Below are 21,522 nucleotides of genomic sequence, written 5' to 3'. Positions count from 1 at the left end.
CATGGAAGGTGTAAAAGTATCAGAAATGATCCGAAATATTATTTTAATTATTATGGGGGCTGCTATTGCTGGTTATGCGTTAGAGGCTATCTTAATTCCTAATGCTGTAATTGATGGTGGTATTACAGGATTGAGCATTATGGGGAATACTTTATTTAATATACCGCTTGGTGTACTATTATTTATCCTGAATTTACCGTTTATTTATTTAGGTTATAAGCAAGTAGGTAGTCTATTTGCCATTTATAGCACGATTGGAATCGTGGCATTATCAGCTTCAACAATGCTAATGAGTGGGATGGAGCCCATTTTAAGTGATAAGGATGAGTTGCTCGTTGTTTTATCAGGTGGGGTGATGCTTGGTCTAGGAATTGGTATCGTTCTGCGGAATGGGGGCGCTCTAGATGGCTCTGAAGTATTAGCTGTATTAGTTTCGCGTAAAATTCCATTCTCTGTTGGTGATGTAATTTTATTTATTAATGTGTTTATCTTCATAGGTGCTGGTTTTGTTTACAGTTTAGAGAGTGCGCTATATTCAGCAGCTACCTATTATCTTGCAAAAGTAGTTATTGATGTAGTACAAGTTGGTTTAGAAAGTTCAAGATCTGTTCGAGTGGTCAGTGAACATGCTCGTGTCATGGGACATGCCATTCAGAAACGTCTTGGACGGGGTGTGACATTTACGCAAGGAACAGGCGGGTTTAGTGAGGAACCGATTGAAGTAATGAGTTGCATTATCTCACGTATGGAAGAGAATAAAATATTAACGATTATTAAAGAATTTGACCCTAGCGCATTTATTGTAATCACAGAGGTTGCTGAAGTTCGTGGTGGTAGCTTTAAAAAGCGTGATGTTCATTAATGAGAAAAGTTGGTTTGGCGATTTTGCCAGCCAGCTTTTTTATTGCAGAAAAGTTAGATATTCAATTCTAAAATCAAGGTTCTGAGATTTACTTTTTTGCGCATCGGAATGTGTTTTGCGGTATAATGGTAGAAGTGTTTAAGCTGAGATTGTAGTAGGGGGATTAACATTGAGCATAAAGGAAACACATGATATATATACAGTCACGATTGATGCATTAAATCAACGTGGACAGGGACAAGCTGCGATTTGGCGTGAAAATGAAAAGGGCAATAAAAAGAAGCTAAAGCTCACGATACCTTATACCTTACCAGGTGAGGAAGTAAAGGTGGCTGTGGCAAAATATGCTAAGCGACGTTGGGAGCATAAAGCAGAGGAAATTGTAAGTCCTTCTGCCGATCGTGTTGCTGCCATTTGTCCGCATTTCGAACGTTGTGGAGGCTGTACATGGCAGCATTGGACCTATGAAAAGCAATTACAAGAAAAAACAGCTAGTGTGAAACGCTATTTAGAGGAACAGGATTTTTCAACAGATATTGTGAAGGATACAATTGGTATGGAAGAGCCTTGGTATTATCGAAATAAAATGGAGTTTACCTTTTCGAAGGATGGAGAACTTGGACTTCATGAACCAGGAAACTTCCGTAATATTATTCCATTAGAAACTTGTTTTATTATGAAAGGCGCAATGAAGGAAGCAGTACTTGAGGTAGCGAACTGGGCGAAGGAATTTGAGTTATCCGGATATAATAAGGAAACACATGAAGGCCTACTTCGTCATGTGATGGTACGTCAGTCTTTTGCGACAAAAGAGATGATGATTGGTATTTTTGCAACAGAAAGCCCTGCACAAATTAAAGGAATTGATACTTTAGTAGAGCGTATCACGAAGAATCATCCTGATGTGAAAAGTTTAATTTGGTTGGAGAATCGTAGTGTAAGTGATCGTGTTGCATCTGAAGAAACGCATGTACTAGCAGGACGAGACTTTATTTATGATGAATTGATGGGGTATCGCTATCGTTTATGGTTTGATACATTTTTTCAAACAAATCCTACCCAAGCAGCTAAATTAGTAGAGCTTGCATTAGACATGCTGCAGCCAGATGGTTCAGAGAAAATGATTGATTTATTCTGTGGTGTGGGAACTTTTTCTTTACCACTTGCCAGCCGAGTAAAACAGTTAATTGGAATTGAAATTGTAGAGACTTCTATTGAATCAGCAAAGCGTAATGCGGCTGATAATGGTATTACGAATACACATTTCTTAGCTAAAGATGCCCGCTCAGGCATGGCGCAAATTGTTGAAGAATTCGGTACACCTGATGTACTATTGCTAGATCCACCACGTTCAGGAGCTGGCGGAAAAGTAATGCGCCGAATAGCACGCTCGAATCCAGAACGAATTATTTATGTGAGCTGTAATCCAGAGTCTTTTGCAGTAGATGTGCAGCAGTTGATTCCGTTTGGTTATAAGCTAGAGGAAGTTCAACCAGTTGATCTATTTCCGCATACTTTTCATGTGGAGCTTGTTGCGATGTTGTCTAAGGTGGAGGAATAAGAACATTGATTTTTGTATGTTTTTAATGTAAAATGGCTATAGATAGTAAAAGAGAAGCGCGCTTCTCTTTTACAGCCACAGCCGTACAGGCGGTGGTTGCCAAAATGTTACTTTTGAGAATCACCCTTATGCTTGCGACGGCAGTGGGTGGTTTTCTCTTTGTTTAAAAAGGCTTTCTGAAAGACATACGCGCTAATCGCACGTATAATTATGAAGGAAAAAACATTGGAATCAAAAGAATTTAAACGTGTCCTGCACAATCTTCATTTGGAAAATATGAGCTTTTCTCCAAAAATACAAAAGAGAATTATTACAGATGCTAATGATAATGAAAAAATCAGTCCAGCACTGATAAAGGAAATGCTGGCATATGACAAAGTATAGTACACATGAAAATATGTGGTTAAACATTTTGATATACGTGAAGTATGTAGCACTGCTTACAAAATCTCGAGTTTTTTGCATTTGAATTGAAATTAGCATAATTTTGAGTTAGAATGGATATAGATAGTAAAAGAGAAGAGCGCTAACTCTTCTCTTTACAGCCTAAGCCGTACAGGCGATGGTTGTCACAAGTTTATTTGCGAGAACCACCCTTTTGCTTCTGACGGCGTTGGGTGGTTTTCTTTTTGTTTAAAAAAGTTTTGTGAAATAGATATGCACTAATAGCACGTACAATCCCTTTCAATACATCTTTTAAAAACTCTAAGAATGTTTCCATGATTATCACCTCCTTCCCCTTTGAAAGGAAAGGGAATATGTGACAACCATCCACCCATAAAACTTTCAGCTGTCTATATATATTACCATGAATTTCAATATACTTGAACAAAAAAGGAACGTATGATCTCTTTTTGGGAGTGGGAAATAAACTCCAGAAAAAAAGACAAATAAATTAAATGTTATTAAACTGTCTCGGTGTTTTTACCTAAATCATTAGTATATCTACAAGCCTAGTTTTTAATCCAATCACAATATAAATAGAAGGGGTGATTTTCATAAGAAAGCTTACTGTAATTATCATATTAGGAATTGTTTTATTGTTGATCATGGGGTGTTCAGCTAGTGAAAAAAGCTATGAAGATGATGTCGGCCCATTTAAAGGGTATTGGCTAAAGGATACAATGGCATGTCATTTTGCTGATACATATGTCGCATGTGCACTTGCTGAATCAGATTTTATTACATATGACGAGATTATTAAAACAAATTTAATAAGTGACACGCAAATTGAGCTTATTTTTGAGGGAGATGTAAAAAATACTTTCCACCTACTTGATGACAATACATTGGAACTAGCTGATGGGGTATATGATAGAGTTTCAGCTGGAGAAGCAAATGCAATTTATGGTGGTCATTATACATTACCGTAAATAAAGTGTTTTTAGTGCAAAATTAGTGAGGAAGTATGATTATCTGTTTTAAAACGATTTTTCCACCCTTATTTAAAAATTGGAAAAGAGATTTAATCCCTTTTCCAACAAGCGTATTAATCATTTAACTTTTCTACTTTTTCAACTGAATTATCTTTCTTATAAATAATTAATTTAGTTCCTTTATTATTTGCCACTTTTCTTCCATATGTTACAGCTTCACTCTTCTTATCAAAAACTTTTGCTGCTTTTTTAGCCTTTTTTGATTGCACAGCCCATCCATCCTCATGTGGTAACACCAATTCAGGTTCGTCCAACAATTCGGGATTACTGGTATATTCTGTATCGCTTTCTGTAGGTTTTCCATGTTTTTTGTAATCCTCTAATTCTTTGTCGGAAGCATTTTCATGCCACTTTTTTGCTTGTGAAGTTGAAATTGGAATCGCTCTATTTTCGTCGTACCCATTACTGACCAATTCATTTGCAATATCAATGGCCTTCTTACGAGTGATCTTATTCAAGTTTTTTAGTGAACTTGGATAGTCATTCATATCCCAAGGCATTGTTATCCACTCCATTCTTTATTATCTTCCTCTAAAAAGAAGTTAACTATGCTTTACCCAGTATGATGAGAAGTTAATCATCTGATATATGGAGTTTAAGAAAGATATGGAATGTTTTTCACATATAAGAAAGGTATATAGGATTTATCAAAAAGCACAGTATTTTAGATAGAATAACTATAAATATAAATATAAATATATGTCTGGTGATCATGCTTCAAAGATACTTTCCGAGGAAAAACTAAAAAAATTTCATGAAAAATGTGAAGAATTTTAATCAAATCGGTTTTATATCCGTATTATCTATCGAGAATAAATCACTTGGCTTTTTATAAATGTTAATCCTATTTTTATATTCATCTATCGTGCTAACGATGTGTTTTTCAAGTAATTCTTTAAATGCTTTTTCATCCTTTTTTTCAATGAATTCTATCATTCTCTGATGTTCACCTGGTCCTCGATTTTTATTTGTATCAACCGAGTAAAAATGATCATACAAAATTAAAAAAATATGAGTTTGTTGAATCATTTGCTTGGCATGTTCTCTTAAATATCTATTCTCACTTAGATTCACTAATGTTTCATGAAAATTTGTGTTGATTTCAATATATTTTGATAGACTTTTTTCCTCAAAGGCTTCAATTTCATTTTTAGTAAGTAACTTTAATGTTTCAATATCACGATCAGTAATTCTTTCCATAATATTCTCTGTAGCTATCAGCTCAAGTTGTTTCCTATGCGTGAAAGCCTCGGTAATCTCCTCAATCGTTGGATTAATAACGTAAGCACCTTTATTAGGATAAATAGTAACCATACCTTCTTTTTGAAGTTCTAAAATAGCATGACGGACAGGTGTACGACTTATACCCAAAACATCTGAAATTTCACTTTCTAACAATTTCTGTCCGGGAGTGATTTGACGACTAAGAATAGCGTTCTTTAATGTTTCGTAAACATATTTAGCCAATGATTGTTTGGACACATTCATACACCTCTATTATATTCTGAATTTTTTAAGTATGTTTTAATATATCTCAAAAAAAAGGCCTGGTCAATTAAACATAAATCACCAATGCTTTTCTTTATTACCACTTATACATGATAGAACCTTAGTTTGTTTTATATAAATTGATTAGTTGATATTTTTAGAATAATTTTTAATTTTGCTTGACTGAAAATTTTAAAATAAGTATAATTCATATAAATTGTTCAACAATATTGTTGTTCAATATAAAAACATTAAATAAGCTTCATTTATTACTAATTCATGGAGGAATAGCGTTTCGTATTATTACTAAAATGATAACGTTTACATCTTTGTACTTACAAGAAACTCTTATTTTAAAAGGGAGGAGTGAGAAATCTATTTTATATATTAAATTAGGTAAAGAAAGGTTTGTTTTCATCGTATAAATTTTGTTGTCTAAGATTGTTTTATAAATTTTCAGGAGGGATTTATGCATGCCAATAAAAAGAGTAGGATACATGTTACTTTTCTTGGTATTTATGTTTGCGCTTTTCGGATGTTCGAATGAAACAGATAGCGATAACTCTCAACAGGGAGCAGAAAATGAAGACAGTGATTCTGATGTTAATGCAGATGATGCAACGGATGAAGCGGTAAGTGGTGGAGAGTTGAATATAGCTTTTAATGCTCAACCTCCAACGCTTGATATACCACAAACGACAGCTACTGCAGCTAGGGATATTGCACAACATATTTTTGAGCCTTTAGTAGCTCTTGATACTAGTTTAGAACCTCAACCAATGTTAGCAGAACGTTATGAACTAAGTGATGATAATACACAAATAACTTTCTATCTAAGGCAAGGTATTAAATTTCATAATGGCAAGGAGATGACAGCGGAGGATGTCGTTGCTTCTATGGAAAGATGGCAACAATTGTCTTCTTCTGCGAAAACTTATTTAGAAGGAACAAAATATGAGATAGAAGATGAATATACTGTCGTTGCAACAAGAGATAAACCTACGACTTTAGATATGTTTGTCTTCGCAGATATGTCACAATTTGCTGCGATTATGCCTAAAGAAATCATTGATGAAGCAGGTTTAGACAATATTGATGAGTACATAGGAACTGGTCCTTATAAGATGGAGGACTGGCGTCAGGATCAATATATTCATTTGAGTAAATATGAAGATTTCCAGTCACGTACTGAACCGGCAGATGGATTATCTGGAGAGAAAAAGGCTTTAGTGGATGATATGTATTTTCATTTTGTTGGTGATTCTTCTACCCGAGTTGCTGGTTTGAAAACAGGAGAATATGATATTTCAAGAGATATATTACAAAATGATGTGGAGTTATTAGATGAGGATGAAAATATCAAAATATCCACTTATCCTAGCTCGATGCTTGTTCTTTTGTTAAACAATAAGGTAGGAACTTTTTCTGACAAAAAGATGAGACAAGCAGCTAATGCAGCAATAAATGTGGAAGATATTTTAACTGCTGCTTATGTAAATGAAAGATTTTATGTAAAAGATCATGCGCTGGTTAAAGAAGAGCAAACAAATTGGTATACGGATTCAGGAAGTGATATATATAATACTTACGATCCTGAATTAGCAAAAGAATTACTAGATGAGGCTGGTTATAATGGGGAAGAAATTGTCATTCTAACTTCTCGAGAATATGATGCACATTATAATGCTGCAGTAGTGGTCCAACAGCATTTAGAGGCAGTTGGAATGAATGTAGTTTTAGATGTGCGTGATGCACCGTCATCTTTGGAACTCGGAAATGACGAGAATGCATATCAGATTAAGAGTGATAGTTTCGCATTTAGGTCAACACCTATTCAGCAAATCTTCTTAAATCCAGAATACCAAGGCTGGCCAGATAGTGAAGAGCTTGAAAGAGTAAAAGAGGAAATTCTATACGCGGAATCACAAGATGAAGCACATGCATTGTCTTCTGAATTCCATAACATATTTTGGGAAGATGTGACAAGCATTAAAGTTGGAAACAGCACTAATATTATGGCAATGAGAGAAAATATCGAAGGGCTTCAATATATAGCAGGTCCTATTCTATGGAATATTTCAATAAATGATTAATAAAAGCTATAATAAAATTGACGTCGGAGGTTTTGAATGATGCATGTAGTTGTACTTGGAACAGGAATGATTGGAACAACTGTAGTTAAAGAATTAGTAAAAAGTAAAATAATAGATAAAGTAACAGCTGTTGATGGTGTTCAAGCAAATTTGGACAAATGTTTAGAGACAGTGAATGATGTTAAAGCAAACGGCAAGATTGCTTCATTCGATAATAAAGAAGCAATCGTTGATGTATTGCAAGAAGCTGATATTGCAATTGCATGTTTACCACATTCTCTTAGTGTCCTCGCAAATAAAGCAGCTATTTCAGCAGGGTGTCATTTAATAGATTTAGTAGGTTCTAAGTTCTCGGAAAAAGTCCAGCTGAGTGAAGAAGCAGTTAATCAAAATGTCCTTGTTGTACCAGGTTGTGGAGTTGCACCTGGAATTGTAAATTTTTTAGCTGCACGTGGAATAGAGTTATTAGATGAGGCCGATGAAGTGGTTATGCTTTGTGGAGGAATACCATATAATCCATTACCTCCCTTGTGGTATCAAATTGTATTTCGTTTAGAAAGTGTAATGGGATTATATACTCGTCCAGCTTTAGCAGCGGAGAACGGGGAACTTGTTCAGTTACCTGCTTTATCTGGAAAAGAATTAATTCAATTCCCAGATCCAGTTGGTGAATGTGAAGCTGTCATAACAGATGCTCATAGTACAGCTTATACGTTAAAAGATAAAGTTAAGAAATTATATGAGAAAACAATTCGTTACAAAGGTCATTGGGAAAAAATGAGTGTTTTAGCTGAACTAGGATTTTTAGATGAGGAACCAATTAATGTAGGTGGTGTAGAGGTAAGCCCTAAAAAAGTGTCTGAGGTTATATTAGAACCACAACTGAAGGGAGATACAGAAGAAGATATTACTGTTTTAAGAGTAACAGCCGAAGGGTTAAAAGATGGCAAACGTAAGAAATTAGAATGGGAAATGATTGATGTGTATGATAAGGAGCGTAGGATTACATCAATGGCAAAAACAACAGCTTTTCCTGCTGTAATCATGGCTGAATGGATTGCAGAAGGAAAAATTAACAAATTGGGTATAGTTCCACCTGAAGAATTAATTGTAGGAGAATTATTTGAGCCTTTTATTAATGAGCTAAAGAGCAGAGGAATCAGTATATCTTTTAAGGAAGATGTTGTTAGTAATTAAATAGAAAGAGTTAATTTAGTCTTATTCAGTATCTCTTTGGATAAAATATCCATAGAGATACTTTTTTGTTTAGAGACTATCTTCATATAATTTTACATACATACTGTACGTATGTTAAGATAAAACTAATTTATAACAGGAGAGTGATGGAAATGAAACTAAGCAGCTTTTATCCAGTACTGATGACTAGGAATGTAAGTGAGACTAGCGCTTTCTACTTACAATATTTTGGATTCTCCGTTGTTTTTGAAACGGATTGGTATGTGAGTTTGAAGCAAGACGAAACAGGGGATGAGTTGGCGGTCCTTCATGCTGATCATGAAACAGTGCCTGCTACTTTTAGAAAATCTGTCCAAGGATTAATTCTTAATTTTGAAGTGGAAAATGTAGATGAAGTTTATAAGCGATTGATTGAGGAAAACAAGCTACCTTTACATCTTGGTTTACGTGATGAAACATTCGGACAAAGACATTTTATTACGAGTGATCCAAATGGTGTATTGATTGATGTGATTACTGTGATTCCTCCAGATGAATCGTTTCAAGAGAATTATAAAATAATGGAAGAACAGAAATTATCATGACTGGATATGTGCCATTAAAATATTATTTTGATAAAGAATTAGCTATTAAACTTTCTGATTTAATTCAGCCAAACTATCCTTCTTTTTCTAAAAAAAATTTTGTAGATGCTGTAACGGCGGGAGTGAAGGATAAAGAATTAAAGGCACGTGTTGAAGTGATAGCAGATGCTTTAAAAAAATATCTTCCAGTAGAGTATAAAGAGGCTTTAGCAATTTTGCTAAATATCCTAGGACCTGAAAATAAAACAGAAGAAGGTATGTTTACAAATGGTTATTTCTTAATGCCAGTCGCTTACTTTGTTGAAAAGTATGGGCTTGAATACTTTGATTTATCCTTTAAGGCAATGTATGAAATTACGAAGCGGCATACATCTGAGTATGCTATCAGACCATATTTAATAGCAGACACTAACCGGTGTATGGTTTATTTTCGAGATTGGGTAGAAGACCCTAATCCACATATTAGACGATTAGTAAGTGAAGGAACTAGACCACGTCTCCCATGGGCTAAAAAAATGCTTCCATTAAAGAATGACATACAAAATAATTTATATTTGCTGGAAACATTAATGTGTGATGAATCGCTTTATGTTCAAAAGTCTGTAGCAAACCATATAAATGATTTAACAAAAGAGGATCCTGATGTAGTGTTAAAATGGATGGAGCAATATATATCTAATAAGGAAGAAATCAACCCTAGAATCATTAAAAATGGATTAAGAACATTGGTGAAATCAAGGAATGAACACGCATTAAAATTGTTGTGTTGGATAGAGCAAGGAGTGTAAAACAGATGAGAAGAAATAAAGTAGAAACAGAGCAAACGATACAAAATTTAATAAAAATAGCACGTCACCATTTTACTACGTATGGATATGAAAAAGCTTCTCTAGAAAACATTGTAAAAGAAGCAGGTTTAACGAGAGGTGCTTTATATCATCATTTTTCGAATAAAAAAGGACTTTTCCTTGCTGTATTTGAATCAATTCAAGAAGAGGTAGGAGATTATGTAGAGGCAGCTGCAGCGAGCAGTAATGATAGTTGGAGTCAACTAATTAATGGTTGTCAGGCTTTTTTAGAAGGAGCAATAAAGTCGGATAATCAGCGTATCCTCTTAATTGAGGGACCAGCTGTATTGGGCTGGAATACTTTTAGACAAATGGATGAAAAATATTCTATGAATTCCTTAAAGGAACAACTGCATTCTATGAAAGAACAAAATATCATAAAGCCTATTTCTTTAGAGGCGATGACACACTGTCTTTCTGGAGCAATGAATGAAGCAGTATTATGGATTGCAAATCAGTATGACCAAAAGCAAAATATAATAGAAGAAGCAATGGTTGTTATAAAGCATTTACTAGAAGGATTGAGAAAATAGTAGGGTTCACCTTCCGCAAGGACTATAAAAGTATAAAACATAATTATAAATAATTATTAGTAATTTCACCCCTTCAAACTAAATAAATAGAGATAATTACATTATAATAATATTTTAGGAAATATTTAATGGAAGCCATGAAGTGAACAACATAATATAAGGAGGATTGATTACTCATGATTGCTATTATAGATTATGATGCCGGGAATTTAAGAAGTGTAGAGAAGGCGTTACAATTTATCGGACAGGAAGTGGGTATTACTAGAGATAAGGATATTCTTCTAAGCGCAGATAAGGTAATTTTGCCTGGTGTTGGATCATTTGGCAAAGCAATGGAGAAGCTACATCATTATGGTTTGGTAGATGTAATTAAAGAGGTTATAGCAAAAAACACACCACTTTTAGGGATTTGCTTAGGCCTGCAATTACTATTTGAAGAAAGTGAAGAAAGCCCGGGAGTACCAGGTTTAGGAATTCTAGAAGGTAATATATTAAAAATTCCTAAAGAAGTAGATCTTAAAATTCCACATATGGGCTGGAATTCGCTACAAATTGACCCAGATTCAAAGCTATTTCAAGGAATGAATAAGGAAACTCATGTTTATTTTGTCCATTCCTATTATTTAAAAGCAAAAAATAAAAGTGATGTTGTAGCAACAACAGAATATGGAACACTTATCGATGCAGCTGTAGAAAGAAATAATGTTTATGCTGCGCAATTTCATCCTGAAAAAAGTGGTGACATAGGGATGCAAATATTGAAGAACTTTTCTAACTTATAAGGTTAAACAATAATTTACGATATTGGAGGAGGTCCTTATGTTTACTAAAAGAATTATACCTTGCTTAGACATTAATGATGGAAGAGTAGTCAAAGGAACAAACTTTGTAAATTTGCAGGATGCTGGAGATCCCATTGAAGTTGCTACAGTATATAATAAAGCAGGGGCAGATGAGTTGGTTTTTTTAGATATTACAGCATCTTCTGATCATAGAGAAACAAGAATCGATATGGTTAGAAAAGTGGCGGAAGCAGTATTTATTCCATTTACTGTAGGTGGAGGAATTAGAACTGTAGAACATTTTAAATTAATGCTTCGAGAAGGTGCAGATAAAGTAGCAATTAATACGTCAGCAATTCAAAATCCTAGATTAATCTCTGAAGCTGCAGATAAATTTGGGAGTCAGTGCGTGGTTGTTGCAATCGACGCTAAAAAAAGGGCAGATGGTACTGGCTGGAATATTTATAAAAATGGTGGCAGAGTTGATATGGAAATAGATGCCTTAGCATGGGCTAAGCAAGTAGAAGAGCTTGGTGCGGGAGAAATTCTTTTGACAAGTATGGATGCTGATGGCACGAAGAGTGGTTATGATTTAGAGCTGACACGTTTGATTTCAGAAAATGTTTCTATTCCAGTGATTGCCTCTGGAGGAGCAGGGAAAAAAGAGCATTTTTATGATGCGTTCAGCTTAGGAAAGGCAGATGCTGTTTTAGCTGCTTCTTTATTTCACTTTAAAGAGTTAGAAATTATAGATTTAAAGAAATATTTATACGATCTGGGCATTAGTGTAAGGCTATAATTATATGAGCAGCAGAAAAGTTTCTTATCTATTGTTTTCTAAAGTGAATTTATAGGAAAAGATAGATAAGAAACTTTTTATATGCATTTCAAAGTTATTATCAGTGAAATATGGTTAATAGAAGCAATACATATGAGTTTAGTGAGTTATATTGGCTGTAACATAAAAGTTCCAATAATGAATACGGGAAATGACAATACAATCTATATTGGAACACTTTTTTCAAATAAGGATAGTCGATTAGAAATACAAGAATTCCAATATTCTACAAAATATGTGTATGAGGTTACATATGATTCGTGGGGAATTGAGCTTTCGAAATATCAAGATGACATCATGTATAATCAAGCGAAAAAAGCGCTTCATGAGCTTTGTGAATGGATGAATAACTATCTTGCAATAGGGGATTATTTTGAGTTTTATACATGCTGGGCGGGAGAAGAATCCTATAAATATGAAAGTAAAATAATACTGCCTATTACCAATTTCTATCAAGAAGATATGGAAATCAGAGCGCAAACATTCGTAAGATTTTTAAAATAATTTAATGATAGGAGGATTTATATGCAGAACATACCAGGCTATAATTCATTCATTAAAATAGAACAGATTCATATAGGCTGGTCAGACGATGAAAAATACTATGTAGAGACCTCGGACGGACAAAGATTACTCCTACGTATTACAGATATTTCTCATTATGATGGGAAAAAGGCAGAATATGAGTTAATGAGTCAGGTTGCGAGATTAGGAGTTTCTATGTCACAGCCATTGAGCTTTGGAACTTGTAATAATGGAAAAAGTGTCTATTCATTGTTCACATGGTGTGATGGAGCGGATGCGGAGGATGTTTTGCCACTTTTAACGGAAGCAGAGCAATACGAGCTTGGAATAAAGTCAGGAAAAATGCTTCAATTAATTCATTCTCTTCCAGCGCCAAAAGAACAGGAAGCTTGGGATATATACTTTAATCGAAAAGCAGATGATAAAATAACAAAATATAAAGCGTGTGGAATCAGGTTTGCTGGCGATGATAAGGTGATCGAATACATTGAAAATCATCGCTATTTATTAGCTAATCGACCACAGTGTTTTCAACATGGAGATTATCATACAGGCAATATGATTATTTCATCTGATCAACATCTCTCCATTATTGATTTTAATCGTTTTGATTTTGGTGATCCATGGGAAGAGTTTAATCGGATTGTGTGGAGCGCATCAGTCAGTCCATATTTTGCAACAGGACAACTAAAGGGGTATTTCGATGGGGAGCCTCCTCTAGAATTTTTCAAATTATTAGCATTATATATTTCCAGCAATATACTATCTTCCTTCCCTTGGGCAATCAAAGAAGGCGAGCAGGAATTAGAAACAATGAAAAATCAGGCACAGGATGTTCTCTCTTGGTTTGATCACATGAATAGCCCTGTGCCAACCTGGTATTTGAAGGATTTTTATATTCAATATTTAGATGATATTCCATATAAATTGAAAGAACCTTTCGATATGTCGTTTATCCAACAATATGGTAAAGTGTTCAAAGTTTTTGATGATCAGGATTCTGGAAATATTTGTTTTGGGGTAGAAAATGGGGAGAACAGATACTTTATTAAGTTTGCTGGAGCCCCTACAGAGCAATATTCGGGAACACTTGAGGATGCTATCGAAAGATTGAAAGCCACTATACCTGTGTATAAGGATTTGGCTCATGCTAACTTAATCAAATTTATTAAAGCAGAAGACATTGATGGAGGCTTTGCGGCTATATTTTATTGGGTAGATGGAGAATGTATGGGGAGGCAATATCCGCTATCCAGGAGAAAATTCTTGCAACTACCTTTTTCTAAAAGATTGGCTGTATTTGATAAAATCTTAACCTTCCATCATCATGTCAGTAAGCAAAATTATGTTGCCATAGACTTTTATGATGGTAGTATTCTCTATGATTTCAATGCAGAGCAAACAATGATTTGTGATATCGATTTTTATGCAGAAATGCCCTATGTGAACAATGTTGGAAGGATGTGGGGGAGCTCTCGTTTTATGTCGCCTGAAGAGTTTGAACAAGGTGCGATCATCGATGAAATAACAAATGTTTATTTAATGGGAGCAACTGCATTTGCCTTATTTGCCAATTTTAGTAGGTTAAAAGAAAATTGGCAGCTGAGTATGGAATTATACGAAGTAGCAATAAAGGCTGTTCGTAATGAGCGTAATCTAAGACAGCAATCTATCCAACAGTTTATTAAGGAATGGAATATGGCAAAGACGCAAATATAGGAGGATCCTATGCTCTGAATCGATGAGGAATCAAAGTTAAATGATATGGAATCCAGATTTATAATGAGAAATAGGATAATCTTATATTAATAAAGCAGAAATTAATGTTTAAGAGGGAAAAACTCTATTTAGAACATTTAAAAATAGTGATAATAGGGTATGTAATAGTAAGGGAGGATTTTAGATATGACTATAGAAAGAAGAAAAATTACTGCGGAAGAAAAAGCGACATTATTAGAAACGTTAAAAGAACGGTTTGAAGGAAATATGCATCGTCATGAAGGGTTAAACTGGGAGGATGTTCATCAAAAGATAAGAGGAAATGAAGAAGCAATGATTAGTCTTTGGTTGATGGAGGAAACTTATGGAGAACCTGATGTAGTAGTACTTGAACCAGGTCAGACAGAGCTTACCTTTATAGACTGTACAAAAGAAAGTCCAAAAGGGCGTAGAAGCATTTGTTATGATCGAGCGGCACTTGAAGCGCGGAAGAAGCATAAGCCTGAGAATAGTGCGGTAGATGTTGCGACAATTCTTGGGGTAGAGATTTTGACAGAGGAACAATATCGAGCATTACAGGAAATAGAGAATTTTGATATGAAAACTTCTACTTGGGTAAAAACACCAGATGTGATTCGTGCTCAAGGTGGAGCAATTTTCTGTGATCGTCGTTATGATCATGTGTTTACTTATCATAACGGTGCAGATTCCTATTATGGATCACGTGGATTTAGAGGGATCTTAGCTGTATAGAAAATTAAGGGGGAAAGCCAATGGAAACCAAATCAATGTTCGATGCCCAGCAGTTTGATGAGGAACGTTTTACAAAAGTAGATATTATTAAAACAAGAAGAAGTGTGGCATTTATGCTGAATTTCCTACCTGGACAAGACCTTAGACCGCATACTCACCCAGGGCGTGAAGTTTATCTGCTTGTATTAGAAGGAACGATTAAAATTTCGATTAATGGAAGCGAAGCGGAATATCAAAAAGGTGATGTCATTTTATGTGAGGACTCTGAAGAAATTGGTTTAATTAATGAAAGTGATGAACGTGTTTCTGTCTATGCAACTATGACGAAAATCATCTAATTGGAATAGAGAAGGAGACTGTCGGGGACGCTAAGTATAAAGGGTACAGTTTCCTTTTCTTAATTAAGTAGGAGAGAGGTAAATGAAACAGCATTATTTTATTGGCATTAAAGTACCAGACTCCCTGGCAGAACAAGCAGTTATATTTCAAGAAAAATATGCACTTAATGAAAATTATAAAGTGCTTCCAGAGCCGGCAGATTATCATATCACATTACGCTATCTAGGTGAGATTGCTGAGGAGCATTATGAAAATGTTGTTCAGACATTAAAGCATATAGGTGAACAACATGCTGATTTTACTTTATCCATGAATGGATTAAACTACTTTGGCTCTGAATCTGGTCCTCGTGTCGTGTATTTGCAGGTTGCTGAGGAAAAAATATTGCTGGATCTACAACAAGAGATTAATCAACGGATTTCTTCGATATTAAAGATACCAATAGATGATCGCTTTGTACCTCATATTACGATTGCAAAGAAACGAAAGAACCAGGAACCGCTGCAAATAAAGAAGGAAGCTTTTGAAAGCATTGTCTTTCCAGTAGCCGCATTTTCCTTATTTAAAATAAACCCAAAGCAAATGCCAAAATATGAAGAGACTGCCAGGTTTCCATTGGCAAATAACATTTAGAGAAAATGAAATGAGTGATTCCATGGAAAAGAAAAATATCTATGGCTGGAAGCTTATGCATACGTATAATGAGCTACCGCCATTTTTTTATACAAATCAGCCACCGACACCAGCAAAAGAACCTAAGCTTGTTCTGTTTAATAAGGAATTAGCAGATGAGTTTGGCTTAGAACAGGATAAGCTAGAAAGTCCTATTGGAGCTGCATATTTTACAGGAAGTCAGCTTCCGACAGGAGCAGATCCCATTGCTCAAGCCTATGCAGGGCACCAATTTGGGGGCTTTACTCGTTTAGGTGATGGACGTGCGATTTTGTTAGGAGAGCAGCAGACACCTAGTGGGAAATCTGTTGATATTCAATTAAAAGGTGCTGGACGAACTGCCTATTCACGTGGTGGAGATGGACGTGCAGCACTGGGGCCGATGCTTAGAGAGTATTTAATTAGTGAAGCGATGCATGGATTGGGAATTCCGACAACTCGATCTCTTGCAGTAGCAACAACAGGTGAATTTGTGCAAAGAGAAAGACCTTTAACAGGAGCAGTGTTGACTCGTACAGCAGCAAGTCACCTGCGAGTAGGGACATTTCAATATGCTTTGGTATTTGGTGAAAATGAGGAAGTAAAACAGCTTGCAGATTATGCGATCAAACGCCATTATCCAGAGTTAATAGATGTAGAGAATAAATATATCCGTTTTTATGAAGCCGTGGCAGATCGACAGGCGCAATTAATTGCCAAATGGCAGTTAGTTGGTTTTATACATGGTGTAATGAATACAGATAATATGACAATTAGTGGCGAAACAATTGATTATGGCCCATGTGCGTTTATGGATACGTATCATCGAAATACTGTATTTAGCTCCATCGATCGAGAAGGGCGTTATGCTTATGTGAATCAGCCTTATATTGGTCAGTGGAATCTAGCACGTTTTGCGGAAACCTTATTATCTCTTTTCGCAGAGGACGAGGAGAAAGCTTTGCAAATTGCTCAAGCTAAGCTAGAGGTGTTTCATACACAGTTCGAAAAATATTTTGTGGATGGAATACGTAAGAAACTAGGTTTATTCACAGCAGATGAAGCAGATGAGGATTTATTCAAGCAACTACTTTATTTGATGGAAACCTATAAAGCAGATTATACGAATACTTTTTTAGCATTAACTTTTAATCGATTAGATAGTTTAGCACTTTACCAGCAAGCAGATTTTAAGGAATGGCTAGAAAAATGGCAAACGCGTTTGGAGAAAGAAGGAAAATCTGCGGAAGAAGTTCAAGAACTAATGAAGGCAAATAATCCTGCATTGATCCCGCGCAATTATTTTGTGGAAGAGGCATTAGCTGAAGCAGTAAACAATCAGGATTACACCGCTTTTAACACGTTATCAAAAGCATTAGAAAATCCTTATGCCCATACTTGTGAACAAGGAGCCTATGCAAATAGTCCAGAGATAAGTGAATATTACCAAACATATTGTGGGACATAATAGAACGAAAAGCGAAAGTCGCGCCCTTACAGGCTAAGAACGTGACGTCACGAGCACAACGCCCGCACTAGTACGGCCTCTACGTCGAAAAACTAAGAGATTGTAGGTTGTGACGCGAAATCTCTTAGTTTTTGGCGCTCGTAGCTAGACAGCGCAAATTCTGAATAAGCATTAACTTATGTGATTTTTTATACACTCTTACTTTAGAATAAGAAATGCAGGACGGAAATTATCCATCCTGCATCTTTTATTGATTGGATTTAGCGCTAATAAGTTCTTTTGTTTTACGATTTTTCCCTTGTAAGTGATGAATACCAAAGGAAGCAAGAAGTCCGATAACTAAACAAAGAATCCAGTTTAGCTCTGGCAGATGATCATAAATCCAACCACCAGCACCTTGACTAATTCCTCCACCAACAGCCATCGCCATTAAGGCAAAGCCGAAATAGCTTCCTGAGAATTGTGGTGGGGCAACCTCTGATGTATATTCATAAGAAGTTGGTTCTACTAGCATAATGCCAATTGCAAATAATACGAATCCACTCCAGAATGGGATAAAGCTTGATGAGAAACCTACAATGAGCATACCAATTGCCATCGTTGCTAAACCAAATTTAATAACAGTTAAGCGCTCAAAGTGTTTCATTCCTTTTTGTAGTGGAATTTGTAAAGCAATAACAATCACTCCATAAACGATAAATAATCCTGAAACGAATGAAGTGTTATTGAATACATCTGCTGCATGAAGTGGAATAGCTAAATACAGCTGCATAAACATAAACCAGAATCCAATCATACAGATAGTAAAATACATAAATTGTCCATCAGATTTTACACGCTGCCAAGATTCTTTAAAGGACTGCTTCTCTACTAATACTTGTTCTTGAGGTAATAAGAAAAATGTAATAATTCCTGCAATCACAAAGATTCCTCCACAAACTAAACAAGTATAGACGAAATCAAGATGGAATAAGACCCCACCTAGTACACCGGCACTAATAATTCCCGAATGACGAACAATTTTATCAAGCGCAAATACTTCTCCGCGTTTTTCACTAGGTGTAAATAATGAAATAGCAGCTTTACTTATTGGCTCAAATAGAGAGCCACCAATGGAAGAAATAATTGCTGCGATAATTAATTCGGTAGTGGTTGTACAAAATGCAAATAAGAAGAAGCCAATTCCACGAATAAGCATCCCAAGACTAATTAATTTTCGATAGTCAAAGCGATCACCAAGCATTCCTGATATAAAGGAGGTACCTTGCTGGCTTAACTGTCGAATCATTAATACAAGCCCAGCAATTCCGGCAGATAATGCTAAATCTCCTGTAATATAAGCTGATAAAAAAGGAATAAAGGCAAAGAAGCTTACACTCATTAGAAAAGAATTTGTTAATAATACTTTAATCGCTCTCATCTGTTCTCACCTTTCAAAGTCTTGCGATGTGTTTTCTACCTAACATTATAATGGGTTTAATGTAAAATATGAACAAAAGAGTTTGAAAGATAAAGAAAAAGAGAGAAACGTTTGAAGATTGAATAATAACGTTCTCTCAATGTAATGATTGAATTAAGATTTGGGTTTAAGCTGTTCAACAGTACCAAATGGGTGATTTGGTGGTGCATAAATGGTGTAGAGCTTTATCGGTGTATTGCCGATATTCGTAAGATTATGCCATGTACCAGCAGGAACCACAATTGCATCACCACGATAAGCAAATGTCTCCACATCAAATTGATTTTTAGATTTACCCATCTGTACAAGCCCTTCTCCAGACTCTAACCTTAGAAATTGATCGACATGTGGATGTGCTTCCAGACCGATGTCTTCACCAGGAGGAATACTCATAACAACGACCTGTAGATGATCACCCGTCCAGATCGTCGTACGGAATGTATTGTTTCTCATCGCTGCTCCATGAATGTTGATGACAAGTGGTTCTTTGCCATAATCCTTTAATGGCTTATGAGGTGTTTCAATAGGATAGCGCATTTCCATATCTCTCCAAGGCATAGGGTAAATCGGAAAGTCAGCTGGTAAATAATAAAATGGTGTCGGGTACAAAATGTTCATTCCTTTCCATTATCTTTTCATAGTAGCTTATGCTAATAAAGGAAGAATGGTACATTTGCGGAGATTGAGTATTCACACCGCTATGGTGTATGATACGAAGAGAAATAGAGAAAGGGGCAAGGACAATGACACTCAAAAAAATCAGTGCAGAAGAATTATATAAGCTTTTAGAAAATAACGAGGAAATTAATATAGTTGATGTTCGTGCAGAGGAGAAATATCAAGATTTTCACTTAAAAGCGCCTAGTGTAAATAGCAAAAACATCGTAAAAACGGAAATCTTTGCTTTAGCAGAAGAGAAGGAAGCAGAAATACCGCTAGAAAAAGATCAAGCTTATATCATCACATGTACTACAGGAAATTCAGCAACAAAATGCGCAAATATTTTATCAGAGCAGGCATATGACGTAACTGTTTTAGACGGTGGTTTAAAAGCTTGGAAAGCATTTCTAGAGAAGCATAAATAAGGACTTTTAGAATTTCGCTAATTCTTGCAAATATTTATTTCATTCCTTATAATGAAACAGGATGGAGTAAAATGTCGAAAGAGATATATCTCTTAAAATAGAATAAAAGTAATCACTGGAAGAACCCTCTTCTCGGTGATTGCTTTTTTATTGGTTAAGGAAGTTTAATAGAAATTAATTTTGCTAGGGAAAGCGAGAAATAGTGAAATGGCGAAGAATGCAAGATGGCTCGGCATCATTTTAGTATTAATAGGTGCAATATTCTGGGGCATTGCGGCAACCGTGTCACAACGCTTATTTGATGAGGGCATTACAGTGGGCTGGCTTGTTGCGGTTCGATTAATCTCATCAGGTCTATTAATGCTGATTATTGTATTATTATCGAAGAAGCGGCATCTTGTATTTCTTCCATGGAAAAATGGAAGAGATGCTATATCTCTCCTTATCTTTAGTTATCTAGGTATGGTCGCTGTACAATATACCTTTATGATTTCCATCGATCATGGAAATGCGGCAGTTGCTACATTAATGCAATATCAGGCACCGATTTTTGTAATCTTGTATTATATTTTACGAAAAGTTGCTCAGCTAACGATGCGAGATGTGATTGCAGTTACTTTATCACTCGCAGGAACATTTTTTGTACTAACAAATGGTTCCTTTAGCGAATTGGTTGTACCACTACCATCTGTTGTATGGGGATTGATTTCAGGAGTAGCCTTAGCATTCTATACAATTTATGCATCACTTTTGATTCGAAAATGGGGTTCTCTTGTGGTAATTGGCTGGTCAATGATGATTGGTGGATTATCTGTTGCATTCTTTCACCCGATCCGTGATGTGGATACGAGCGCATGGACATCCAGTACAGTAATCATGTTAATTTTCGTTGTTTTCTTTGGGACTTTTGTTGCTTTCTATTTCTTTGTCGAAAGCCTGCAATATTTACAGCCATCAGAAACAACATTACTTGGAACAGTTGAACCACTAGCAGCAGTATTAACTACCATATTATGGCTGCAAATTCCATATGGTACATACCAAATTATAGGAACTGTATTAATTATTGGGATGATCGTCTTTCTCTCGCTTTTCCAAGAAAAGAAAACTGTTGTTCCAACGCGTCTGATCAAAATCAAGAATACTTAATAATCAACCAGGATCTGTTACATCAAGATCTTGGTTTTTAGTATTCCTAGAAAAACAATAATTATTTCGAGATGCAAAGCTTTTTTCCATGTTACTAGAGTGCTATAATAAAAATCATTCCTATAATTGTATTGAAGAGGGAAGAGAAAGTT

The 21,522-nt window shown here is 35.4% G+C and carries 24 protein-coding genes; 19 read left to right on the top strand and 5 right to left on the bottom strand.

The features are described from left to right. Window position 1 precedes the first annotated feature (1 nt). The 3 genes from AB4Y30_RS14195 (at window position 2) to AB4Y30_RS14185 (ending at window position 2,807) form a co-directional block, all read left to right on the top strand. A complete protein-coding gene (locus tag AB4Y30_RS14195) occupies window positions 2–862 on the top strand; it encodes a YitT family protein (protein WP_368652871.1) in 861 nt (286 codons plus the stop codon). Between the two features lie 175 nt (window positions 863–1,037). Continuing rightward, entirely contained in the window at window positions 1,038–2,423 is a 1,386-nt protein-coding gene (rlmD, locus tag AB4Y30_RS14190; protein WP_368655235.1) for a 23S rRNA (uracil(1939)-C(5))-methyltransferase RlmD, read from the top strand. A gap of 225 nt (window positions 2,424–2,648) precedes the next feature. Further along, window positions 2,649–2,807 (top strand): Zn-dependent hydrolase, encoded by a 159-nt coding sequence (locus AB4Y30_RS14185; protein WP_368652870.1) that lies wholly within the window; start codon window positions 2,649–2,651, stop codon window positions 2,805–2,807. A 193-nt stretch (window positions 2,808–3,000) separates the two neighbouring features. Here AB4Y30_RS14185 and AB4Y30_RS14180 read toward each other — a convergent pair whose 3' ends face one another. Next, entirely contained in the window at window positions 3,001–3,144 is a 144-nt protein-coding gene (locus tag AB4Y30_RS14180) for a hypothetical protein (protein WP_368652869.1), read from the bottom strand. Between the two features lie 268 nt (window positions 3,145–3,412). Between AB4Y30_RS14180 and AB4Y30_RS14175 the strand changes: the two genes are divergently transcribed. Next, window positions 3,413–3,796, top strand: a complete 384-nt coding sequence (locus tag AB4Y30_RS14175) for a hypothetical protein (RefSeq protein WP_368652868.1) — start codon at window positions 3,413–3,415, stop codon at window positions 3,794–3,796. A gap of 116 nt (window positions 3,797–3,912) precedes the next feature. Here the strand turns inward: AB4Y30_RS14175 and AB4Y30_RS14170 are convergent, their stop codons facing one another. Together AB4Y30_RS14170 and AB4Y30_RS14165 are read right to left on the bottom strand one after the other, a co-directional pair. Beyond that, window positions 3,913–4,374 (bottom strand): DUF2188 domain-containing protein, encoded by a 462-nt coding sequence (locus tag AB4Y30_RS14170; RefSeq protein ID WP_368652867.1) that lies wholly within the window; start codon window positions 4,372–4,374, stop codon window positions 3,913–3,915. 262 nt (window positions 4,375–4,636) lie between these two features. Continuing rightward, window positions 4,637–5,341: a GntR family transcriptional regulator gene (locus tag AB4Y30_RS14165; RefSeq protein WP_368652866.1), complete on the bottom strand. Its 705-nt coding sequence runs from the start codon at window positions 5,339–5,341 to the stop codon at window positions 4,637–4,639. Window positions 5,342–5,820: 479 nt separating this feature from the next. Here AB4Y30_RS14165 and AB4Y30_RS14160 point away from each other — a divergent pair, with 479 nt between their 5' ends. From AB4Y30_RS14160 to AB4Y30_RS14100, 13 genes are all read left to right on the top strand, one after another. Further along, entirely contained in the window at window positions 5,821–7,440 is a 1,620-nt protein-coding gene (locus AB4Y30_RS14160; RefSeq protein ID WP_368652865.1) for an ABC transporter substrate-binding protein, read from the top strand. Window positions 7,441–7,476: 36 nt separating this feature from the next. Then, window positions 7,477–8,637 carry a saccharopine dehydrogenase family protein gene (locus AB4Y30_RS14155; protein WP_368652864.1) on the top strand — a complete coding sequence of 387 codons (1,161 nt, stop codon included), beginning with the start codon at window positions 7,477–7,479 and terminating at the stop codon, window positions 8,635–8,637. A gap of 152 nt (window positions 8,638–8,789) precedes the next feature. Then, window positions 8,790–9,221: a VOC family protein gene (locus AB4Y30_RS14150; protein WP_368652863.1), complete on the top strand. Its 432-nt coding sequence runs from the start codon at window positions 8,790–8,792 to the stop codon at window positions 9,219–9,221. After that, window positions 9,218–10,009 (top strand): DNA alkylation repair protein, encoded by a 792-nt coding sequence (locus tag AB4Y30_RS14145; protein WP_368652862.1) that lies wholly within the window; start codon window positions 9,218–9,220, stop codon window positions 10,007–10,009. The genes AB4Y30_RS14150 and AB4Y30_RS14145 overlap by 4 nt, the downstream gene beginning before the upstream one ends. Before the next feature lie 5 nt (window positions 10,010–10,014). Further along, complete coding sequence (locus tag AB4Y30_RS14140) at window positions 10,015–10,602, top strand: TetR/AcrR family transcriptional regulator (protein WP_368652861.1); 588 nt, start codon at window positions 10,015–10,017, stop codon at window positions 10,600–10,602. 176 nt (window positions 10,603–10,778) lie between these two features. After that, entirely contained in the window at window positions 10,779–11,384 is a 606-nt protein-coding gene (gene hisH / locus AB4Y30_RS14135) for an imidazole glycerol phosphate synthase subunit HisH (protein ID WP_368652860.1), read from the top strand. A gap of 37 nt (window positions 11,385–11,421) precedes the next feature. Next, window positions 11,422–12,183 carry an imidazole glycerol phosphate synthase subunit HisF gene (gene hisF, locus AB4Y30_RS14130; protein ID WP_368652859.1) on the top strand — a complete coding sequence of 254 codons (762 nt, stop codon included), beginning with the start codon at window positions 11,422–11,424 and terminating at the stop codon, window positions 12,181–12,183. A gap of 132 nt (window positions 12,184–12,315) precedes the next feature. Next, the gene (locus AB4Y30_RS14125) at window positions 12,316–12,726 is read left to right on the top strand and encodes a hypothetical protein (RefSeq protein WP_368652858.1); all 411 of its coding nucleotides are present in this window, start codon (window positions 12,316–12,318) and stop codon (window positions 12,724–12,726) included. 21 nt (window positions 12,727–12,747) lie between these two features. Then, complete coding sequence (locus AB4Y30_RS14120) at window positions 12,748–14,466, top strand: aminoglycoside phosphotransferase family protein (RefSeq protein WP_368652857.1); 1,719 nt, start codon at window positions 12,748–12,750, stop codon at window positions 14,464–14,466. 186 nt (window positions 14,467–14,652) lie between these two features. Continuing rightward, window positions 14,653–15,219: a DUF4256 domain-containing protein gene (locus AB4Y30_RS14115; RefSeq protein WP_368652856.1), complete on the top strand. Its 567-nt coding sequence runs from the start codon at window positions 14,653–14,655 to the stop codon at window positions 15,217–15,219. Between the two features lie 20 nt (window positions 15,220–15,239). Continuing rightward, a complete protein-coding gene (locus AB4Y30_RS14110) occupies window positions 15,240–15,557 on the top strand; it encodes a cupin domain-containing protein (RefSeq protein ID WP_368652855.1) in 318 nt (105 codons plus the stop codon). 82 nt (window positions 15,558–15,639) lie between these two features. Further along, window positions 15,640–16,191: an RNA 2',3'-cyclic phosphodiesterase gene (gene thpR, locus AB4Y30_RS14105; protein WP_368652854.1), complete on the top strand. Its 552-nt coding sequence runs from the start codon at window positions 15,640–15,642 to the stop codon at window positions 16,189–16,191. A gap of 22 nt (window positions 16,192–16,213) precedes the next feature. Continuing rightward, a complete protein-coding gene (locus AB4Y30_RS14100) occupies window positions 16,214–17,677 on the top strand; it encodes a YdiU family protein (RefSeq protein WP_368655234.1) in 1,464 nt (487 codons plus the stop codon). Window positions 17,678–17,924: 247 nt separating this feature from the next. On the opposite strand, the gene AB4Y30_RS14095 is transcribed toward AB4Y30_RS14100, so the two are convergent. Both AB4Y30_RS14095 and AB4Y30_RS14090 read right to left on the bottom strand, forming a co-directional pair. After that, window positions 17,925–19,097 carry an MDR family MFS transporter gene (locus AB4Y30_RS14095; RefSeq protein WP_368652853.1) on the bottom strand — a complete coding sequence of 391 codons (1,173 nt, stop codon included), beginning with the start codon at window positions 19,095–19,097 and terminating at the stop codon, window positions 17,925–17,927. Window positions 19,098–19,250: 153 nt separating this feature from the next. After that, window positions 19,251–19,694, bottom strand: a complete 444-nt coding sequence (locus tag AB4Y30_RS14090) for a cupin domain-containing protein (RefSeq protein WP_368655233.1) — start codon at window positions 19,692–19,694, stop codon at window positions 19,251–19,253. A 185-nt stretch (window positions 19,695–19,879) separates the two neighbouring features. Here AB4Y30_RS14090 and AB4Y30_RS14085 point away from each other — a divergent pair, with 185 nt between their 5' ends. Together AB4Y30_RS14085 and AB4Y30_RS14080 are read left to right on the top strand one after the other, a co-directional pair. Beyond that, complete coding sequence (locus tag AB4Y30_RS14085) at window positions 19,880–20,221, top strand: rhodanese-like domain-containing protein (RefSeq protein WP_368652852.1); 342 nt, start codon at window positions 19,880–19,882, stop codon at window positions 20,219–20,221. 207 nt (window positions 20,222–20,428) lie between these two features. Continuing rightward, window positions 20,429–21,370 carry a DMT family transporter gene (locus tag AB4Y30_RS14080; RefSeq protein ID WP_368652851.1) on the top strand — a complete coding sequence of 314 codons (942 nt, stop codon included), beginning with the start codon at window positions 20,429–20,431 and terminating at the stop codon, window positions 21,368–21,370. Window positions 21,371–21,522 lie beyond the last annotated feature (152 nt).

This window comes from Ornithinibacillus sp. 4-3 (assembly GCF_040958695.1).
In the GTDB taxonomy this organism is placed as follows: Bacteria; Bacillota; Bacilli; order Bacillales; family Amphibacillaceae; genus CALAMD01.
This window is presented reverse-complemented; position numbering and strand designations above follow the sequence as displayed.